The organism is Alteripontixanthobacter maritimus (assembly GCF_003340475.1).
Classification (GTDB): Bacteria; Pseudomonadota; Alphaproteobacteria; order Sphingomonadales; family Sphingomonadaceae; genus Alteripontixanthobacter; species Alteripontixanthobacter maritimus.
Map to the genome: position 1 here is coordinate 1,452,696 of NZ_QBKA01000002.1, position 20,464 is coordinate 1,473,159.

The 20,464-nt window shown below is 59.5% G+C and carries 21 protein-coding genes; 9 read left to right on the forward strand and 12 right to left on the reverse strand.

Features of this window, described 5'->3' with window-relative positions:
• Nucleotides 1-16: 16 nt before the first annotated feature.
• From mdh to HME9302_RS07190, 9 genes are all read left to right on the forward strand, one after another.
• Nucleotides 17-979: a malate dehydrogenase gene (mdh, locus tag HME9302_RS07150; protein WP_115366443.1), complete on the forward strand. Its 963-nt coding sequence runs from the start codon at nt 17-19 to the stop codon at nt 977-979.
• A gap of 106 nt (nt 980-1,085) precedes the next feature.
• Nucleotides 1,086-1,436, forward strand: a complete 351-nt coding sequence (locus HME9302_RS07155) for a hypothetical protein (protein ID WP_115366444.1) — start codon at nt 1,086-1,088, stop codon at nt 1,434-1,436.
• An 8-nt stretch (nt 1,437-1,444) separates the two neighbouring features.
• Complete coding sequence (gene sucD, locus HME9302_RS07160) at nt 1,445-2,335, forward strand: succinate--CoA ligase subunit alpha (protein WP_115366445.1); 891 nt, start codon at nt 1,445-1,447, stop codon at nt 2,333-2,335.
• Between the two features lie 139 nt (nt 2,336-2,474).
• The gene (locus HME9302_RS07165) at nt 2,475-5,342 is read left to right on the forward strand and encodes a 2-oxoglutarate dehydrogenase E1 component (protein WP_115366446.1); all 2,868 of its coding nucleotides are present in this window, start codon (nt 2,475-2,477) and stop codon (nt 5,340-5,342) included.
• A 6-nt stretch (nt 5,343-5,348) separates the two neighbouring features.
• The gene (gene odhB / locus HME9302_RS07170; protein ID WP_115366447.1) at nt 5,349-6,611 is read left to right on the forward strand and encodes a 2-oxoglutarate dehydrogenase complex dihydrolipoyllysine-residue succinyltransferase; all 1,263 of its coding nucleotides are present in this window, start codon (nt 5,349-5,351) and stop codon (nt 6,609-6,611) included.
• Nucleotides 6,612-6,630: 19 nt separating this feature from the next.
• Nucleotides 6,631-6,942 (forward strand): hypothetical protein, encoded by a 312-nt coding sequence (locus HME9302_RS07175; RefSeq protein ID WP_115366448.1) that lies wholly within the window; start codon nt 6,631-6,633, stop codon nt 6,940-6,942.
• Nucleotides 6,905-8,341: a dihydrolipoyl dehydrogenase gene (lpdA, locus tag HME9302_RS07180; RefSeq protein ID WP_115366449.1), complete on the forward strand. Its 1,437-nt coding sequence runs from the start codon at nt 6,905-6,907 to the stop codon at nt 8,339-8,341. Before HME9302_RS07175 ends, lpdA begins: the two co-directional genes overlap by 38 nt.
• A 68-nt stretch (nt 8,342-8,409) precedes the next feature.
• Nucleotides 8,410-9,135: a PepSY domain-containing protein gene (locus tag HME9302_RS07185; RefSeq protein WP_115366450.1), complete on the forward strand. Its 726-nt coding sequence runs from the start codon at nt 8,410-8,412 to the stop codon at nt 9,133-9,135.
• Nucleotides 9,132-9,776 carry a trimeric intracellular cation channel family protein gene (locus tag HME9302_RS07190; RefSeq protein WP_115366451.1) on the forward strand — a complete coding sequence of 215 codons (645 nt, stop codon included), beginning with the start codon at nt 9,132-9,134 and terminating at the stop codon, nt 9,774-9,776. Before HME9302_RS07185 ends, HME9302_RS07190 begins: the two co-directional genes overlap by 4 nt.
• Here HME9302_RS07190 and HME9302_RS07195 read toward each other — a convergent pair whose 3' ends face one another.
• From HME9302_RS07195 to rpmD, 12 genes are all read right to left on the reverse strand, one after another.
• On the reverse strand, nt 9,777-10,562 hold the full coding sequence (locus HME9302_RS07195) for a hypothetical protein (protein WP_147270786.1): 786 nt from the start codon (nt 10,560-10,562) through the stop codon (nt 9,777-9,779). It abuts the gene before it with no gap.
• Nucleotides 10,563-10,682: 120 nt separating this feature from the next.
• Nucleotides 10,683-11,246, reverse strand: coding sequence for a hypothetical protein (locus HME9302_RS07200; protein WP_115366453.1), 564 nt, complete (start codon nt 11,244-11,246; stop codon nt 10,683-10,685).
• Between the two features lie 163 nt (nt 11,247-11,409).
• On the reverse strand, nt 11,410-13,578 hold the full coding sequence (locus tag HME9302_RS07205) for a prolyl oligopeptidase family serine peptidase (protein ID WP_115366454.1): 2,169 nt from the start codon (nt 13,576-13,578) through the stop codon (nt 11,410-11,412).
• A 165-nt stretch (nt 13,579-13,743) separates the two neighbouring features.
• Nucleotides 13,744-14,169 (reverse strand): 50S ribosomal protein L17, encoded by a 426-nt coding sequence (rplQ, locus tag HME9302_RS07210; RefSeq protein WP_115366455.1) that lies wholly within the window; start codon nt 14,167-14,169, stop codon nt 13,744-13,746.
• Nucleotides 14,170-14,260: 91 nt separating this feature from the next.
• Nucleotides 14,261-15,316: a DNA-directed RNA polymerase subunit alpha gene (locus tag HME9302_RS07215; protein ID WP_115366456.1), complete on the reverse strand. Its 1,056-nt coding sequence runs from the start codon at nt 15,314-15,316 to the stop codon at nt 14,261-14,263.
• 106 nt (nt 15,317-15,422) lie between these two features.
• Nucleotides 15,423-15,812 (reverse strand): 30S ribosomal protein S11, encoded by a 390-nt coding sequence (rpsK, locus tag HME9302_RS07220; protein WP_115366457.1) that lies wholly within the window; start codon nt 15,810-15,812, stop codon nt 15,423-15,425.
• Between the two features lie 63 nt (nt 15,813-15,875).
• A complete protein-coding gene (rpsM, locus tag HME9302_RS07225; RefSeq protein ID WP_115366458.1) occupies nt 15,876-16,244 on the reverse strand; it encodes a 30S ribosomal protein S13 in 369 nt (122 codons plus the stop codon).
• A gap of 341 nt (nt 16,245-16,585) precedes the next feature.
• Nucleotides 16,586-17,323, reverse strand: coding sequence for an SRPBCC family protein (locus tag HME9302_RS07230; RefSeq protein ID WP_181815709.1), 738 nt, complete (start codon nt 17,321-17,323; stop codon nt 16,586-16,588).
• Nucleotides 17,324-17,471: 148 nt separating this feature from the next.
• Nucleotides 17,472-18,116: an adenylate kinase gene (locus tag HME9302_RS07235; RefSeq protein ID WP_115366460.1), complete on the reverse strand. Its 645-nt coding sequence runs from the start codon at nt 18,114-18,116 to the stop codon at nt 17,472-17,474.
• A gap of 35 nt (nt 18,117-18,151) precedes the next feature.
• Entirely contained in the window at nt 18,152-19,498 is a 1,347-nt protein-coding gene (gene secY, locus HME9302_RS07240) for a preprotein translocase subunit SecY (protein ID WP_115366461.1), read from the reverse strand.
• 118 nt (nt 19,499-19,616) lie between these two features.
• Nucleotides 19,617-20,189, reverse strand: a complete 573-nt coding sequence (gene rplO, locus HME9302_RS07245; protein ID WP_115367565.1) for a 50S ribosomal protein L15 — start codon at nt 20,187-20,189, stop codon at nt 19,617-19,619.
• A gap of 94 nt (nt 20,190-20,283) precedes the next feature.
• Nucleotides 20,284-20,460 carry a 50S ribosomal protein L30 gene (rpmD, locus tag HME9302_RS07250; RefSeq protein WP_115366462.1) on the reverse strand — a complete coding sequence of 59 codons (177 nt, stop codon included), beginning with the start codon at nt 20,458-20,460 and terminating at the stop codon, nt 20,284-20,286.
• Nucleotides 20,461-20,464 lie beyond the last annotated feature (4 nt).

Consider the following 20,464-nt stretch of genomic DNA (forward strand, 5'->3'; position numbering starts at 1 on the left):
GGACATTCCCCTCTCCATGGCACGCAAAAAGATCGCGCTTATCGGCTCCGGCATGATTGGCGGTACGCTCGCCCACCTCGCCGCGAAGAAGGAAATGGGCGACATCGTCCTGTTCGACATTGCCGAAGGTATGCCGCAGGGCAAGGCGCTCGATCTTTCGCAGTGCGGCCCGGTCGAGGGTTTTGATGCTAAAATCACAGGCTCCAACGATTACGCCGATATCGCCGGCGCCGATGTCGTGATCGTCACCGCAGGTGTGCCGCGCAAACCTGGCATGAGCCGCGACGATTTGCTGGGCATCAACCTGAAGGTGATGAAGGCCGTTGGCGAAGGCATCAAGAACAACGCGCCCGACGCGTTCGTCATCTGCATCACAAACCCGCTGGACGCGATGGTCTGGGCATTGCGCGAATTTTCCGGCCTGCCACATAACAAGGTGGTCGGCATGGCCGGTGTGCTCGACAGCGCGCGCTTCGCCACCTTCCTCGCATGGGAATTCGAATGTTCGGTTAAGGATGTGAACGCGTTCGTGCTGGGCGGCCACGGCGATACGATGGTTCCTGTGAAAAGCTATACCACGATTAACGGCATCCCGGTCGATGACTACGCCAAGATCAAGGGCGTTTCGGCCAGTCGCATCGATGAAATCGTCGACCGCACCCGCAAAGGCGGCGGAGAGATCGTCGGCCTGCTCGGCAACGGTTCGGCCTATTACGCCCCCGCCACCAGTGCGATCAGCATGGCCGAAGCCTATCTCGGCGACCAGAAACGCATCCTGCCCTGCGCCAGTTATGTCGAAGGCAAGTACGGCCTTGACGGACTGTATGTCGGCGTCCCCACCGTGATCGGCGCAGGCGGCACTGAGGAAGTGATCGAGATCGAACTGTCAGACGAGGAAAAGGGCAACCTTAAGGTCAGCACTGACGCGGTCGAGGAACTGCTGGAGGCGTGTAAGGGGCTGGATAGCGACCTTGCTTAGGTTTCCACATTTATTAGCAGTTTGTACGCTGTGCTGGAGCGCATCGGCTGCATCAGAAACACCGCTTCCGTCGCTTGCTTACACGCAATCGGCAGCGATAGATTGTATGCGAGCCGTCGTAAAAACAGGAGCGTCAAGAGAGGCTTTCCATAATACCGGGGCGTGGACTTCTGACGGGAATGGCACGTTCATCCATCGCGACTTACCGATCACGGTTGCGTTTCCGAAAGACGATGACGGCGTATCGCGCACCTGTGTTGTGGAAGCGGTTCTCGAAAGCAGAGGCACGCAATCCGCTTTGAAAAACTCACTCAAAAAATCCCTAGGCAAACCGTTGAAACAGCAGACCTCGATGATCTGGATGGTTCAGATAGACAATGGCGTGCGTGGTTTGCAGTTCTTCACCGATGAAAAATCTGAAAAGCCGAAAGTTCGGCTAATCGCCACAGCGTTTTAGGAGTCGAAATGTCCATCCTCGTAGACAAGAACACCAAGGTCATCACTCAAGGGATGACCGGCGACACCGGCACCTTCCACACGCAGCAGGCGCTCGATTACGGGACGCAAATGGTTGCGGGTGTCACGCCCGGTAAAGGCGGCACGACGCATATCGGCCTGCCGAACTTCAACACCGTGCGTGAGGCTAAGTCTGAAACCGGTGCGACGGCAAGCTGCATCTATGTGCCGCCGCCATTTGCTGCCGACGCGATTTGCGAGGCGATCGATGCCGAAGTCGAACTTATCATCGCGATTACTGAAGGCATTCCGGTGCTCGACATGGTCAAGGTGAAGGCGGCGCTTGAAGGCTCCAAGTCGCGCCTGATCGGTCCGAACTGCCCCGGCGTGCTGACACCCGGCGAATGCAAGATCGGCATCATGCCCGGCTCGATCTTCAAGAAGGGCTCGGTCGGGGTCGTTTCGCGCTCCGGTACTCTCACATACGAGGCCGTGCACCAGACGACGATGGTTGGCCTTGGCCAGACCACCGCTGTCGGCATCGGCGGCGATCCGGTAAACGGGACCAACTTCATCGACGTGCTGGACCTGTTCCTCGACGATAATGAAACCAAATCCATGATAATGATCGGCGAAATCGGTGGCAGCGCCGAAGAAGAAGCCGCAGAATTTCTGAAAGAGCAGGCCGCCAAGGGTCGCAGCAAGCCGACCGTCGGCTTCATCGCAGGCAAGACCGCGCCTCCGGGCCGCCGCATGGGCCATGCCGGTGCCATCGTATCGGGCAGCAAGGGCGGCGCGGACGACAAGATCGCGGCGATGGAGGATGCGGGCATCCGCGTTTCGCCATCACCCAGCGAATTGGGCACCACGCTGGATGCAATGCTGAAAGAACACGCCTGAGGGTTGTTACGGACGGAAGGCTTTCGCAAATCTGCGGGAGCTTTCCGTAACGTCGGGGCATTGTCAGTTCATGGCGGCGGTCCGCAATGCCGTATCATCATAGCCGCAGTCCCCCGGCGGCGCGAAAGGTAACCCGACAATGGGTAACGAAAACCACGACTTCATGCCCGAAATGCCCGATCAGGATGGACCGCAGGAAGGTCCTTCGTGGGCCAATCCGAATTGGCCACCCCGCGCGCCGGGGTTCGACGATGATCTGACCGAAGCGCTCGATCCAACGGCGATGAAGCTGGCAGTCGAAAAGGCGGCGGCGAAGGCTGGCAAGGTCATGGACCAGTCCGCCATCGAACAGGCGGCGGGGGACAGCATCCGCGCCATGTTGCTCATCCGGCTGTACCGCGTGCGCGGTCATCTGGCTGCAGACCTCGATCCGCTGGGCCTGTCGCACCGCGATATGCCCGCCGATCTGACGCTGGCCTGGCACGGTTTCGAGGGACAGGAAGACCTGGAAGTCTTCGTCGGCGGCAATATGGGCTTCGAATGGGTGACTGTCCGTGACCTCTACGCCAAGCTGCAGGCCGACTATTGCGGCAAGGTCGGCCTCGAATACATGCATATTTCAGATACCGAGGAACGCCGGTTCCTGCAGGAAAAGTTCGAAGGCCCGGAAGACGTCATTCAGTTTACGCAGGAAGGCAAACAAGCCATCCTGTCCGCCGTAATCCGCGGCGAACAGTTCGAGGCGTTTCTCGGCAAGAAATATGTCGGCACCAAGCGCTTCGGCCTGGATGGCGGGGAAAGCATGATCCCGGCGCTGGAAGCGGTCATCAAATATGGCGGCAGCTCCGGCGTACGCGAAATCATCGTCGGCATGGCGCATCGTGGCCGTTTGAACGTGCTCGCGAACGTCATGGGTAAGCCGTACAAGGTGATCTTTCACGAATTCCAGGGCGGCAGTTCCAATCCCGACGACGTGGGCGGTTCGGGCGATGTGAAATACCACCTTGGCACCAGCACGGACCGCGAATTCGACGGCGTTAAAGTGCATATGAGCCTGGTTCCCAATCCCTCGCATCTGGAAGCGGTGGACCCGGTCGTGCTCGGCAAGACCCGCGCGCAGCAGGCTGTGCGCGACGATCTGGACGATCACGAACAGGTGTTGCCCGTGCTTATTCACGGCGATGCGGCCTTCGCCGGGCAAGGCGTGGTCTGGGAATGTTTCGGCCTGTCGGGAGTGCGCGGCTACAGCACCGGCGGCTGCATCCACTTCATCATCAACAACCAGATCGGCTTCACCACCAGCCCGCAATTCGCGCGCTCCAGCCCCTATCCGTCAGATGTGGCGAAGGGCGTGCAGGCGCCGATCCTGCACGTGAACGGCGACGATCCCGAAGCGGTGACTTTTGCCTGCAAGCTGGCAATGGAATACCGCCAGACCTTCAAGCGCGATATCGTGATCGACATGTGGTGCTACCGACGGTTCGGCCATAACGAGGGCGACGAGCCCAGCTTCACCCAGCCGCTGATGTACAAGGAAATTCGCGCGCATCCCAAGGTCAGCGAAATCTACGCCGACCGGCTGGTCGAACAGGGTGATATCGACGAGGCATTCAAAGGCCGCACGGTGGACGAATTCACCGAATATCTTTCGGGCGAATTCGAAGCGGGCAAAACGTACAAGGCAACCGATGCCGACTGGTTTTCCGGCCGGTGGAGCGGGTTGCACAAGCCCGCCGACCCGGAAACCGCGCGGCGCAATGCGGACACGGCGATCACGCGCAAGTTGTTCGACAGCCTGGGCCGCACGCTGACCGAAGTTCCCGGGAACGTCACGATCCACAAGACCCTGGGCCGCATTCTCAAGGCGAAGACGGATATGTTCGACGCCGGCGAAGGCTTCGACTGGGCCACGGCGGAGGCGCTCGCCTTCGGCAGCCTTGTTACCGAAGGTTTCGGCGTGCGCCTTTCCGGGCAGGATAGCGGGCGCGGCACGTTCAGCCATCGCCACGCGATCTGGGTCGACCAGAAGAGCGAGGATAAATACATTCCGCTTGCCACCCTGCCCCATGGCAAATTCGAGGTGTATGACAGCATCCTGTCCGAATATGGCGTGCTGGGCTTTGAATACGGCTTCGCGTTGGCGGACCCCAAGACGCTGGTCATGTGGGAAGCGCAGTTTGGCGATTTCGCCAATGGCGCGCAGATCATGATCGACCAGTTCATCGTCAGCGGCGAAGTGAAGTGGCTGCGTGCCAACGGTCTCGTACTGCTGCTGCCGCATGGATATGAAGGTCAGGGACCGGAACATTCCAGCGCCCGCCTCGAACGGTTTCTGCAAATGTGCGCGAACGATAATATCCAAGTGTGCAATATCACCGAACCGGCGAATTATTTCCACGTGCTGCGGCGCCAGATGCTGCGCCCATTCCGTAAACCGCTGGTGATCATGTCGCCCAAGAGCCTGCTGCGTCATGCCGAAGCGAAAAGTCCGCGCGAGCAGTTTCTGGGTGATAGCCATTTCTACCGGATACTGTCGGACAGGGTCGAGGTACCGGACGAGAAAGTCCGGCGGCTCGTATTATGCTCCGGCAAGGTTGCCTATGATTTGTTCGAAGCACGCGACAAGGCAAAGGAAGATGGCGGCTGCGATGATGTGTCGATCGTGCGGATCGAGCAGCTTTATCCCTTCCCCGGCAACCCATTGGCCGTGCGTCTCGAACGCATGACCAACCTGGAAGAGGTGGTCTGGTGTCAGGAAGAGCCGCGTAATAATGGCGCCTGGTTCTTCGTCAATGAACGGATCGAAAACGCCCTGACCCAGGCAGGGAAAGACGGCATGCGCCCGATTTACGCTGGGCGCGAGGAAGCGGCATCCCCGGCAACCGGTTATGCCACCCGCCACAAAGTCCAGCAGGACGCGCTAGTCACGATTGCACTGGGCCTCGCAGATGGCGGGCAGGCAAAACGCGCGCTCAAGAAAACGGTCAAGGCCGAAAAGAAGGTTTAAGGCATCATGGCACAGGAAATCACCGTCCCGCAGCTGGGCGAATCCGTCACCGAGGGCACTATCGCCGAATGGCTCAAGCAGCCGGGCGACGGGGTTGCGGTGGATGAACCTATCGTCAGTCTGGAAACCGATAAGGTCGCAGTCGAGGTGCCATCCCCAGTGGCGGGGGTCATCGGCGAGCTGATGGCCGAAGTCGGCGATACGGTGGAAGTCGGCGCGGTGATCGCCACCGTTATGCCCGGAGGTACCCCGGCAGGCGACGGCGAGGAACCGGCCCGCGCCCAGCAACAACGCGAGGAAGGGCGCGAAGAACGCTCTGAAAAGCAGGACGACGCAGAAAAAAGCAGCGACGGCGCGTCAAGCGAAGCGCAGGCGCTCAGCCCATCTGTCCGGCGTGCGGTGCTGGAACACGGGCTCGATCCCTCCACCATCAAAGGGTCTGGCAAGGACGGCCGCCTGACCAAGGAAGACGTGCTGGCTGCTGCCAAGGCGAAGCAGTCCGGCCAGGGCGCATCGACCTCGGCCCCTGCCCCTTCCCCATCCACCGCCCAGCCTTCCTCGACCGGTGAGCGCCGCGAGGAACGGGTCAAGATGACCCGGATGCGGCAGACCATCGCGAAACGTCTGAAAGGCGCGCAGGACAACGCCGCTCTGCTGACCACTTTCAACGATGTGGACATGAGCGCCGTGATCGAGGCGCGCGGCAAGTACAAGGAACTGTTCGCCAAGAAGCACGATATCAAGCTCGGCTTCATGGGTTTCTTCGCCAAGGCGGCCTGCCTCGCGCTGAAGGACGTTCCCGCCGCCAATGCGTATATCGAAGGCGAGGAAATCGTCTATCACGACTACGTCGATATTTCGGTAGCGGTCAGCGCGCCCAACGGCCTCGTCGTTCCGGTGATCCGCAATGCCGACCAGAAAGGCTTCGCACAGATCGAGAAGGACATCGCTAATTTCGGTGCGCGGGCGAAGGACGGCACGCTGACGATGGACGATATGAAGGGCGGCACCTTCACCATCTCCAACGGCGGCGTATTCGGCAGCCTGATGTCCACCCCGATCATCAATCCGCCGCAAAGCGCCGTGCTCGGCCTGCACCGGATTGAGGATCGCGCCGTGGTGATCGACGGCGAGATCGTGGTGCGCCCGATGATGTATCTGGCGCTGAGTTACGACCACCGCCTGATCGACGGACGCGAGGCGGTTACGGCGCTAAAAATTATGAAAGAAGCGATCGAGGATCCGATGCGGATGCTGATCGATCTTTAATGTGACGGAGGATTTACCGATGAAACGCACAATGCTGACACTTATCGTTGCCTCTCTCGCGCTATCGGGATGCGATCTCGTGGCAGAACAAGTTGGCGGACAGGTTCGCACTGCTGTGGTCGAGCAATGTCTGCAGGTTACCGAAGGTATTGGTATAGGCAGCGAGCTTGTTGCGCCTGTGTGCGAATGCACCGCCGACACCTTCATGGAAAAGAACTCTTCCGAACTTGCGCAGGTCGATACCGCGCGAGTGGAGGAAATCGTCCGCACCTGCGCCGCTGAAGCCGGCTCGGATGCGGTCGCCGATACGACGGAGACAACCGGTGCCTGATACATCTTACGATTACGACGTTTTATTTATCGGCTCCGGACCCGGCGGTTATGTCGCGGCCATCCGTGCGGCGCAGCTCGGGCTGAAAACGGCGTGCGCGGAAAGCCGCGAGACGCTGGGCGGCACCTGTCTCAATGTCGGTTGCATTCCGTCAAAGGCACTACTCCATGGATCGGAGCTTTTCGAAGAGGCGCATGGTCATATGGCTTTGTGGGGTGTGAAAACGCCCAAGGTCGAACTCGATCTGGGCGTTATGATGGCCGAGAAAACCAAGGCTGTCGGCGACCTGACGGGTGGTATCGAATTCCTGTTCAAGAAAAACAAGGTCGACTGGAAAAAAGGCCACGCCACCTTCACCGGCCCGAACACGGTCGAAATTGCAGGCGAAACGGTTACGGCGAAGGACATCGTGATTGCCACCGGGTCGAGCGTCACTCCCCTCCCCGGCGTAGAAGTCGATAACGAAAAACTGCGCATCGTCGATAGCACGGGCGCGTTGAACTTGTCGGAAGTGCCGGAGCATCTGGTGGTGATCGGCGGCGGCGTGATCGGGCTGGAACTGGGCAGCGTGTGGCGCAGACTTGGCGCCAAGGTGACCGTAGTCGAATATCTCGACCAGCTGCTGCCGGGCATGGATGCAGATGTGCGCAAGGAAGCGGGCAAGATCTTCAAGAAGCAGGGCATGGTCCTGCGCATGAAGACCAAGGTCACCGGCGCTACGGTCAAGGGCAAGAAGGTTACTCTGACCGTCGAACCAGCAGCTGGCGGCGATACCGAAACGATCGAGGCGAGCCATGTGCTGGTCGCGATCGGCCGGCGTCCGAACACGGCTAAGCTCGGTTTGGAATCAATCGCGCTGGAAACCAACGATCGCGGGCAAGTGGAAGTCGATCACGATTTCCGTACCAAGGTGGACGGCGTGTGGGCCATTGGCGACGTCGCGCCCGGCCCGATGCTGGCGCACAAAGCCGAAGATGAAGGCATTGCGGTAGCAGAGAACATCGCCGGCCAGACCGGTATCGTGAACCATGCGATCATCCCCGGCGTCGTTTACACGATGCCCGAATTTGCAGGTGTCGGCCTGACCGAAGCGGAGGCCAAGGATGCCGGACATACTATCAAGAGCGGCAAGTTCCCGATGATGGCCAACAGCCGTGCCAAGACCAATCGCGACACCGACGGCTTCGTTAAAGTCATCGCGGATGCCGAAACGGACCGCGTCCTGGGCGTCCATATCGTCGCTTCGCTCGCCGGTACGATGATTGCCCAGGCTGCGCAGGCCATGGAATTCGGCGCCACGAGCGAAGACATCGCCTATACCTGCCACGCGCACCCCACGCATTCTGAAGCCTTGAAAGAGGCAGCGATGGCAGTGCAAGGCAAACCGATCCATATCTGACGGGACCCGTATATAGGGTAGCGACTCGCTGAGGCCAGCGCGCATTACCCCGGTAAGAAGGCAGTAGGATGGCTGGAAAACCCATAATGCTCCGCTTCGCCAAATGGCATATTTGGCTGGGCTGGCTTGTCGGGCTGCCGATCCTGATGTGGACTATTACCGGACTGGTAATGGTGGCCAAGCCCATCGAAGAGGTACGCGGCAACCATCTGCGTATCGCTGATACCGGCGAACAACTCCTTCCGCCTGGTAATCCCGCACCTGTATTGAACGAGATCGACGTACCCCGCAGCGTGACGGAAATCCGTACGGTCATGCAACGCGGCGAGCCTGTGACCTTTGTTACACGGGACGATAGCCGTGTAACGCGCCATGAAGCCGCGACCGGCGCGTTGCTCGACCCGCTGAACGAAGTGCAGGCCCGCAAGATCGTGGCGCAGACGATCAAAGGCGGCACCGCCATCCAATCGATGAAACTCTACGAGGCGGACGAAGTACCCTTCGATTTTCGCCGACCGGTTCCTGTGTGGCAGGCGAAACTGGCCGATGGCACCCATGTGTATATCGGGCGGGATACCGCCCAGGTAGAAGCGGTACGCACGCGCTGGTGGCGTATTTTCGACACCATGTGGGGGCTTCACATTATGGATTTGAACGAGCGCGAGAATACTTCGCATCCCATTCTCATCATTTCTGCCCTACTCGCTGTTATTGGCGCGCTTTTGGGGTGCATTCTGATGTTCCGGCGGCGGAAGGCCGGGCCGCTCGGCAGAACGGCGAATCCTCGTTCATGAATCCGATAGTCCTGACCCCGCTGCTGGACGCGCTGGACCTGATTGGCGTGGCGGTGTTTGCTCTGTCAGGCGCGCTGCTGGCGGCGAAGATGCGCCAGACCTTTGTCACGATGGCATTCTTCGCGATGGTGACTGGCACCGGCGGTGGCACGATCCGCGACGTGTTGATCGGCGCGCCGGTGTTCTGGATCGTGGACCCTTGGGTAGCCACGATCTGTCTTGCCGTGGCAGTGCTGGCGTGGTTCACCCCATCGCGGTGGTGGGACGGAAAACTGCTCGACTACTCGGACGGTGCTGGGCTCGCCGCCTACGCTGTGCTCGGCACCGCCAAGGCCCTCAGCTATGACCTTTCGCCGATCCCTGCTGTGCTGATGGGCGTCGCAACCGGTTGTGCGGGCGGCATCATTCGCGATGTCGTGGCGGGTCGCCCTTCCATCATCGTACGGCCAGAGCTTTACGTAACGGCAGCCGCCTTTTCAGCCACGCTGACTGTGGCGGGCGACGCTCTGGCACTACCCCGCGTGCCGGTCTGGATCGGTGCGGCGACGGCCGGCTTCATTCTGCGAGCCGCCGCGATCCGGTTCTCCCTTGCCCTGCCAGCCTATCGAAAGGACGCGCAGCCGTCTGACGGGCCGGAGTGATCAGCCGCCATTGGCAGGCTCGTCATCGTATTCATATGGTTGTTCACCGGGAATAGGTCCGCCGGGATAGGCCGGCTGCACATCGCGCTGCGTTGCCTGGCCGCGATAGTCTGTCGCCGCCGGAATATCGTTGCCCAACCTCGCCCGCGCTGCGGCGTAGCGATCTGCGCTCCACTGACGGTCTTCGATTTGGCGGTACGCGTCCTGTCCGCCAACCGATGCACCCCGATAGCGACCGGAGTAGTCTACCGCATCGATCCGGCCATCGGCCCCGATACGGCAGGTGAACCCCTCACCATTGTATAGCGATCCGGTCACGCGCCAACCATTCGCATTGCGGTCGACGCTGTCCACCCGCTCCACGCGCACATCACGTTCGATTTCGCGGCGGCAGATGTTTGCAGCGCGGTCGAGGCCCTCACCACGTTGGTACCGCGTATCGCCGCGCACATCGCGATATCGGTAGTCGCGATAGCGGTAATCACGATCCCGATTGTTCCTCGATGCGGCATTTGCAATTGCCGCGACTGCGCCGATTATCGCCACCCCGGCAATGACATCGCCGACGCCGCTACGGCGGTGATGGCGGTAGCCGCGCCGGTGATAGCGGCGGTAACGATGGTTGTCCGCCGTCACATCGGCGTTGGCAAGGACCGGCGCTGCAGCGACCGGAATAGCAGGTGCGATAGTTGGCTGGCCAAGCTCGGCGGCTGCTACGGAAGGCGCCGACACGCACATGGCGGTGGCCAGAGCGGCCGAGCATACGAACCTGCGGAGATGGACCATAGTCTTTTCCCTGTCATGCGGGCGCAACATCCGGCCCGGCGTCATTCATACTTTGGGCGGCCCAGGCTTAAATCAGCCTGAACCGCCCAATGAAGTGGTTATGGGTCGCCTCGTACGCTCTCAGCGGAGCCCGCGAACGCCCTTGAAATCAAGATCGACTACCCGACCGCGGCGAATATCACAGGTAAACCGGCCGGTATCGCTGCGGCGGTTGTACCGATTGCGACGGTCATACCGATCATAACGACCATACCGGTCGTTGCGGTAGCCACCGCGATTACCATCGACCCTGATGGTGCCGCGAACGCGGAAGCCATTGCGTTTGCGATCGACATCGCGGATCTGCGTCACATCGGCGTAGCGATAGCCGTAGCGGCGCGCATCGCCCTCGGCAGCTCGTATGCACTTTTCAACCGCACGGCGGCCATAGCTCTGGCGCGAATATCCGCGGTTGTAACGATCACGATAGCGATTGCGATCGTCGTAATAGCCGCGATCGCGATCCCTGCCGGACGATAACACTGCGGCAATTCCGCCAAGGATCACTGCGCCGGCAATGACTTCGCCTGCACTGATGCCATCGTCGCGTTCATACCGATCGCGGGCGGCGGCTGGCGAAGCGGCAGCAACAGTCATCGCACCAGCGACGGCGGTTCCGACCAGGGCTTTGGAGAGGATTTTCATGTCTAAGGACCTTCCTTGCAACTGACCGAGGCGGTGCGCTCCGGTTACAAGAACGGTTCTAGGTCATGGGCAGTTAGATGAGCCTGAATTGCAACGACAGCCGCCATTCAGGAAACTACCGTGTTTTCTGAATGGCGGCTGTGAGGCAGTCGAGTTGCTTTGTTCAGTCGTCCAGTGACGTCATGTCCAGACCGGTGAACGATCCGAGAAACGCCAGTATATCCGCCGCTTCCTCGATCGCCTTATCGGTCGGCTTGCCCGATCCATGGCCCGCGCGCGTTTCGATCCGGATCAGTTGTGGGTGGTCGCCCAGATCGGCGGCCTGCAACGCGGCGATATACTTAAAGCTGTGCCCTGGAACCACACGATCGTCCGTATCGGCCGTAGTCACCAACAAGGCGGGATAAGCCGTACCGGATTTGATGTTGTGGTATGGTGAATAAGCCCGCAGCACGTTGAAGTCGGCTTCCTTCGATGGGTAGCCGTAATCGTCCACCCAGTATCGACCTGCCGTAAACCGGTCGAAACGCAGCATATCCATCACGCCGACCGCCGCATTGCCGGCGGCAAACAGATCCGGCCGCTGGTTGACCACCGCGCCGACCAGCAAACCGCCATTCGACCCGCCCTGAATGGCCAGTCCGCCGGCAGGTGTGACACCTTCCGCGATCAGGTACTCGCCCGCACCGATAAAGTCGTCGAACACGTTCTGCTTGTTATTGAGACGTCCGCCATCATGCCAAGCCTTGCCGTATTCACCGCCGCCGCGAAGGTTGGCGACGGCGTAGGCCCCGCCAGCTTCCAACCAGGCAAGACGCGATGCGGAAAAACCCGGAGTGAGCGAGATATTGAACCCGCCATAACCGTACAAGAGGGTAGGTGCCGCCTTGCCGCTATCGGCAACAGCCTTGCTGCGCACCAGAAAGAGCGGCACGCGCGTGCCGTCCTTGGATTGATAGAAACGTTGCTCGACCACAAAGTCTTCGGGATCGAAATCCACCTCGGGCTGAGCCCACACACTGCTTTCACCAGTTGCGATGTCGTAGCGATAGACCGTGCCGGGACGGTTGTAGCTGCTGAAGCTGTAAAAGGTCTCGCTCTTGTCGAACTCGCCGCCAAAGCCGCCGGCGCTGCCGATGCCCGGAAGTGCCACTTCGCGAACTTTCGCGCCATCGGTGTCGAACACCTGGATCATGCTTTTGGCGTCGCGCAAATAGCTGGCGATCAAATGGCCGCCTGCGAGCGATACGCCGCCGAGCGTTTCTTCGGCTTCGGGAATGATCGTGGTCCATTCCAGTTCATCGGCAGAGATATCGGTCGCCACAACCTTCTTCAGCGGCGCGCCATCATTGGTGGTGAAGAAGAAGCGGTCGCCGCGATTGCCGACATAGGAATAGGCGTGTTCGAAACCGGGGACAATCACACGTGTTTCGCCGCTCTCGCGGTCGATCAGGCTGACCTCGTAGCGGTCGTCGGTTCCGCTCGAGCTGGTAACGATGACGTATTTCCCGTCATCGCTTACGCCGGCGAAATGGTTGAGATCGGGGTTATCCGGCGTTTCATAAACCTTCACATCGGCGCTCTGCGGAGTGCCGAGGCGGTGAAAATATACCGTGTGGTTCTTGTTGAGAGCCTGAAAGGTCTCGCCTTCGCCAGTGGCGGGAAAGCGGCTGTAATAGAACCCGCTACCGTCCTTTGCCCAATCGAGGCCGGAGAACTTTACCCATTCAACGGTATCGTCCATGACCTCACCGGTCATCACGTCCAGCACTTTCACCGTGCGCCAGTCGCTGCCGCCATCCTGGATCGCGTATAGCAACTTGCTGCCGTCTTCGGTTGGCGACCATCCTGCCAGCGCGGTCGCGTCGTCATCCGACCAGTCGTTCGGATCGATCAGGACCCGCGCTTCACCATCGAGCCCGTCACGGACATACAGAACGGACTGGTTCTGCAGCCCATCATTGCGGCTGTAGAAATAGCGTCCGCCTTTCTCGTACGGCAGTCCGAACCGTTCGTAATCGGTCAGTTCCGTGATGCGTGCCTTCAACTGTTCGCGGCCCGGAAGATTGGCCAGAAATGCATCCGTGACAGCGTTCTGAGCCTCGACCCATTCGGCCACTTCGCTATCTACGCGCACATCGTTTTCGAGCCAACGATAGGGATCCGCAACCTGTTGTCCGAACAGCGTATCAATGACATCGCCTGCACGTGTTGCTGGATATTCGGGGGCTGTCATGGTCTCGGCGGATACCTCGTGCGCGTGGATGCTGGTGCTGGGCATTGCTGCAATCGCGAGCGCGGCGGCTCCTGCGAGAAGGGCATGGCGGATCATGGTGAGCTAACTCCGGTCTGAGAAAGAATGCATTTCAGATGTAAGCATATGCGCGAGCGATGCCAAGCGCTGCGCGTTTCATATCCGGAGAGCGTTTACACAGCCCAGCAAAAAGGGCCGGACGTTTCCGCCCGGCCCCTTGTATTACTTGGTTCGAGGTGGCGATCACGCCTCTTCGTATTCTTCTTCATCCGCGTTCATCACTGGCCCGCTGTCGAGGCCCTTGGCTTCGGGATCGCGGTCGACCAGTTCGATGATAGCCATTTGTGCGGAATCGCTGCCGCGATACCCAGCTTTGATGATCCGGGTGTAACCACCCTCACGATCGGAATACCGGTCGGCCAGCGTGTCGAACAACTTCTTAAGCTGTGTTTCGTCGAGCAGGCGGCTCTGCGCCAGGCGACGGTTGGAAAGGCCGCCACGCTTGCCTAGCGTTATCAGCTTTTCGATATAAGGGCGCAGTTCCTTGGCTTTTGGCAGGGTCGTGCTGATCTGTTCGTGCTTGATCAGCGCAGCTGCCATGTTGCGGAACAGGGCTTTGCGGTGGCCGGATTTGCGGGAAAGTTTCCGCTGGCGAATACCATGACGCATAGTGTAATCCTTCGTTCGTTATGGGCCCGTATCAGGTAGCCCGTAGCTGGCGGCGCTTGACGCTGACGCAGGGTGCGCCGCCGGAACCCGTTCAGCCGAGCAGTTCCTGCTCCAGCTTCTTGGCCATTTCCTCGATATTCTCAGGCGGCCAGCCCGGAATATCCATGCCGAGACGCAGGCCCATGCTGGACAGCACTTCCTTGATCTCATTAAGCGACTTGCGGCCAAAGTTCGGCGTCCGCAACATCTCGGCTTCAGTCTTCTGGACCAGATCGCCGATATAGATGATGTTGTCGTTCTTGAGGCAATTGGCCGAACGTACGCTCAATTCCAGCTCGTCCACCTTCTTGAGCAGGTAACGGTTGAGCTGGTTCGCGTCGCTTTCTTCCGGCTGCGCGGCAACGCCGATCATGGCACTGGACGGCTGCGGAATGCCTTCTTCGAAATGCACGAACAGCGTCAACTGGTCCTGCAGGATCCGAGCGGCGTAAGCGACCGCATCGTCCGGCGTCACGGTACCGTCGGTTTCCACCGTCAGGCTGAGCTTGTCGTAATCGAGCTCCTGACCGACACGGGCGTTTTCAACCTTGTAGCTGACCTGTCGGATCGGCGAGTACAGACTGTCGACCGGGATCAGGCCGATCGGCGCGTCGACCGGACGGTTCTGCACGGCAGGAACGTATCCCTTGCCGACGTCGACCGTCAGTTCCATGTTCAGGTTCGCGCCTTCGTCCAGATGACACAGGACGAGATCCTTGTTGAGAACGTCGATATCGCCGGTCATCGCAATATCGCCGACCTTTACAGGGCCTGGGCCGGTCGCGGAAAGCTGCAGCCGCTTGGGCCCTTCACCTTCCATCTTCAATGCGATCTGCTTCACGTTGAGCACGATATCAGTCACATCCTCGCGCACACCGGCGAGCGAGGAGAATTCGTGCAGCACGTTTTCGATCTTGATCGAGGTAACGGCAGCGCCCTGCAGGCTGGACAGCAGCACGCGGCGCAGCGCGTTGCCGAGCGTCAGGCCAAAGCCACGCTCCAGCGGTTCAGCCACGAAAGTGGACTTGCGCTTCTTGTCGCCGCCATCCTTGACGTCGAGCTGCGTGGGTTTCTTCAGTTCCTGCCAGTTCTTGGTGTTGACGGACATGGATTTCCCCTGGGGTATGAAAACAGACGGGACCGGTTGCGCCGTGGTAGCGCGTCCGGTCCGTGAAACCGCCGGCGAAGGACACTCCCTCGCCGGCAAAAGCGGATCAGACGCGGCGGCGCTTGGAAGGCCGGACGCCATTATGCGGGATTGGCGTCACGTCGCGGATCGACGTGATGGTGAACCCGACGGCAGCCAGACCCCGAAGCGCGCTTTCGCGGCCCGAACCGGGGCCTTTGACTTCGACTTCCAGCGTACGGACGCCGTGTTCGGCAGCCTTCTTGCCAGCATCGTCGGCTGCGACCTGCGCCGCATAGGGAGTCGATTTGCGACTGCCCTTGAAGCCCATGGCGCCGGCGCTCGACCAGCTGATGGCATTGCCCTGTGCGTCGGTGATGGTGATCATCGTGTTGTTGAAGCTGGCGTTGATGTGCGCAACACCGCTGGAAATGTTCTTCTTGTCGCGTTTTCTGACGCGGCCTGGTTCGCGAGCCATTATTCGTATTCCTCGTATCGAGAGAAGGGAAAAGCGTGAGGGCGAACATGCCGCCCATTCCGCTTACTTCTTCTTGCCGGCGATCGGCTTGGCCTTACCCTTGCGGGTACGGGCGTTGGTGTGCGTGCGCTGTCCACGAACGGGCAGACCGTTCCGGTGACGCAAGCCGCGATAGGACCGCAGATCCATCAGACGCTTGATGTTCATCGCGGTTTCGCGGCGCAGATCACCTTCCACCTGATGGTCGGCGTCGATCGTTTCCCGGATTTGCAGGATTTCCGCATCGGTCAGATCCTGCACGCGCGTGGCGTGATCGATACCAAGTTTGTCGGCGATCTGCACAGCGGTCGTGCGACCGATACCGTGCAGATAGGTGAGCGCGATAATCACGCGCTTGTTTGTTGGAATATTAATTCCGGCAATACGAGCCACTTATTTCTCCATGCTCCACAGGGGTGCCGTTGTTCCGGAATCGGATACGACCTGCCGCCTATCTCATAGCGTTCAAATATTCCGCAACATCGCTGCCATCGCAAAATCCCCAAAAACTGGGTGTTTTCGCAAAAAAGCAAAAAGCCCGGATAGCGCGCCATTAAGTAAGGGGCACCTGCCGGACTCGATCAACGTTACCGAATATGTTGCGCGAATAGGGAGATTCGCAGCCCGCGTCAACAGCGAGTGCGCAATGTCCAACGAAACCGGATGCACCCCGGATCGCTGAGCTACCATCTACACCCGATCTACAAATTCGTCAAAAGGGGCCTAGAGCCAAATCAATCGTCTGCCATGGCGTCTATCAACGAACCTACATCGTTGGGGCTAGTCGTATCAATAGCGGGTCCGGGCTTGCCATTTGTTGCAGCGCCGTTTTCTCCAGCACTCCTTGCCTTTGATTTTTCGTCTGAATCATCGTTCGCGGCAGAGCCTTCCCCGGCACCACTTGGTTCCGGTGTAACGACGCCAAGCTTCATGCCCAGGCGCGCGAGTTGCTCGTTCATGACCATGTCCACGGCTTTCGAGATCGTCGCGACATCGAACCTGAAGTATCCGCCCACCACATATTCGAACAGAATACGGGTGCCGCCCGGCACTTCTTTCAAGGTGATTGTAAGCACCCCATCCACCGGTTCGCTTTGCAGTGGGCCAAGGCCGCCTCGCATTCGCAGTACGCGTGGTGGATCGGCCTGCACCACAGTCATATGACGCGAACTGCCGCGCTGGATGCCTTCGGGCACTCCGGCCTGCTCGTCGAGCAATTCGCAAAAGCAGCCGCCTGCCTGCGCGCTGAGATACAGGTTTGCAGCCTTGCCCGACCAGGTATGCGTATCGCTCCACCAGTCCTCCGGCTGTACCAGCATCTGCCAGGCCTCATACGGCGTCGCATCGACAACAAGTCCAGCCCGCGTAACGAAACCGCGCTCGTCCTGAATCATCACCTTGGCTTGTGCGGGTTCGGCAGTCGCAGCTAGCAAAGACATTGCGATCAGAGCCGCAGCAAATATACGTGTCACAGAACTACTCCGGCATAGTGCGGTGCCCATAGGTAGCACACAGCCGCCAAGAGCTTTTTCAACGGCAAGCATAGCGAAGCGTCCGGCCAAAACCAGAGACGAGTTTCATGACGGCTATGTTTCATGCGGAAATCGTAATTAAGCCGGCCTAGCCGAGAATATCATCGATCTTGGCAGCAACAGTATCGATGTCTGCCATGCCGTCGATCCTGCTTACGATCCCGCGTGCGTCGTAAATTGGCAGGATCGGCGCAGTTTTGGCGCGATACTCGGCCATACGGTTTCGCACGGTTTCAGCGTTGTCGTCCGGCCGCCGCTTGAAATCGGTGGAGCCGCATTCGTCACAGATGCCCTCGACCTTGGGTTGTTTGAAAACGTCGTGATAGCCCGCGCCGCAATTGGCGCAGGTAAAGCGCCCGGTGATACGCTCGACCAAGGCGTCTTCGTCCACACCAAGTTCGATGACGTGATTTAGCTTGCGGTCGTGGCTTTCGAGTAAAACGTCGAGCGCCTCAGCCTGTGCGGCGGTACGAGGATAGCCATCGAAGATTGCCCCGCTTCCGGCATCCAGCGCATGCAACTCAGCATCGATGAGCGCGCTTACTATATTATCGGAAACGAGCCCGCCAGCGTCCATGACGGCCTTCGCCTGCAATCCGACCGGCGTACCGGCATTGACGGCAGCGCGCAGCATATCGCCGGTCGATAGCTGTTTCATCCCATGCTGCTCGACGAGCCGGTGGGCCTGTGTGCCCTTACCCGCGCCGGGCGGCCCAAGGAGAATGATGTTCATGCTTAAGCCCCTGCCCTGCGCGCAATTTCCGCGAGTTAGCGGTTCCGGCCCTTCAACTTGGCCTTTTTGATCAGGTCGCCATATTGGTGCGCCAACAAGTGCGACTGGACCTGGCTGATGGTATCGACCGTGACGTTCACTACAATGAGCAGGCTGGTACCGCCAAGGAACAACGGAATGCCCGTCTGTGCGATCATATATTCCGGAATCACACACACCAGCGTCAGATAAATCGCGCCGACCACGGTGACACGGGTCAAGACGTAATCAAGATAGTCTGCCGTGCGTTTTCCCGGGCGGATACCGGGAATGAATCCGCCATTCTTCTTCAGGTTCTCCGATGTTTCCTCGGGGTTGAAGACCACCGCCGTATAGAAGAAACAGAAGAAGATGATGCCCGCCGCATAAAGCAACATGTAAATCGGCTGCCCGTGCTGCAGGTAGAAGTTCAGGAAATCGATCACGCCGCCTGTGGTGGAATCGCTATCAACGCTTTCGCCTGCAAACTGGCTAATTGTCAGCGGCAGCAGCAGCAGCGAACTGGCGAAGATCGGCGGGATAACGCCCGCCGTGTTCAGCTTGAGCGGCAAATGGCTGCGGTCGGCCTGCATCATGCCGCGCTGCGTCGCACGCTTGGGATACTGGATCAGCAGTCGCCGCTGGGCACGCTCGAAAAAACAGATGATGAGGATTAAAGCGATCACCATCACGATAAATCCGATGACAACCGCGGTACCGATCGTACCCTCGGAATACCCGGTAAACATATTGGCGGTGAAGCCCGGGAACTGAGCGACAATCCCGGCCATAATGATCAGCGATACACCATTACCAATACCGCGACTGGTGATCTGCTCACCCATCCAGAGCAGGAACATGGTACCACCGACCAGGCTAATGATGCAGCCAACATAGAACATGGTGCTCGGGTCCACGGCGAAGCCCTGCACTTCCGCATTTCGCGCAATGAAAAAGCCCTGCACCACGGTAAGGAACACAGTGCCGTACCGAGTATACTGGTTCAGCTTCTGCCGACCGCTGGCACCTTCCTTTTTCAGGGCCGCAAGCGAAGGGTGAAGCGCTGCCGCCAGCTGGATCACGATCGATGCCGTGATATACGGCATCAGGCCCAGCGAAATCAGCGAGTAATTCTCCAGCGCGCCGCCCGAGAACATGTTGAACATGCCAAGGATGCCGCCTTGGGTCCGCTCCACGAAGGATGCGAGCGCAACCGGGTCGATTCCGGGAAGCGGTACAAAGCTGAGGAAGCGAAACGCAATCAGTACACCGACGGTGAACCAGATACGCTTCTTGAGTTCCGTCGCCTTGGAAAAATTGGCGAGGCTCAGATTGCTGGCGAGATTGTCGGCGTTCGATGCCATCGGTCTGGGTCAATCCTAGCGTGACGCCGGGAGTGTCCGCAGATGCGGGGCCCGGCCTTGACGGGAACACATAGGAAGCGGGGGGCCGGTTGCCCAGCCCCCCGTTCGAAGTTGTCCGTTACTTGTCGGCCTTTTTCGCCGCTTTAGCTTTCCCGCTAGCCTTCTTATTGGCTCGCGGATCGGCCTTCGCACCTTCGGCACGAGGTTTGCTCGGCTTGGCGCTGGGTGCGACGATAGCTTGTACGGTTACACTGCCACCGGCCTTTTCGACCGCTCCAACTGCGCCCTTACTGGCGCCGGCAACAATGAATTTGGCCTTGGTCTTCAATTCGCCCTTGCCTAGCAGCCGGACACCGTCCTTACCGCCACGCCCGATACCGGCCGCCTGCAATGCCGCGTGATCGATATCCTTCTTGGCGTCGAGCTTACCCGCATCGATGAACTTCTGGACCATGCCCAGGTTCACTTCGGCGTAATCCTTGCCGAACGGGTTGTTGAAGCCGCGCTTTGGCAAACGCATGTGGAGCGGCATCTGGCCGCCTTCGAAACCGTTGATGGACACGCCTTCACGGCTCTTCTGGCCCTTCTGGCCGCGCCCTGCGGTAACGCCCTTGCCGGACCCGATACCGCGACCGACGCGCATACGCTTGTTGCGGGCGCCGGGATTGTCGCGAATTTCATTAAGTTTGATAGACATACTGCACTCGCTTTCGCTTTTTTCGCGCTGTGAAGCTTGCGCTTCTGGGAAACAGACCCGCCTCGGCTTCCACCGGGGCCGTATCTAATTAATCGACGACTGCCACGAGATGGGGCAGCTTGGCGATGGCACCACGAACTTCTGCGGTGTCTTCCAGTTCGACGACCTTGTGCATCTTGTTGAGCCCCAGCCCCACGAGAGTGGCGCGTTGGTCTTTCGGACGGCGGATCGGGCTACCGATCTGCTTCACCTTGATTTTAGCCATGCGA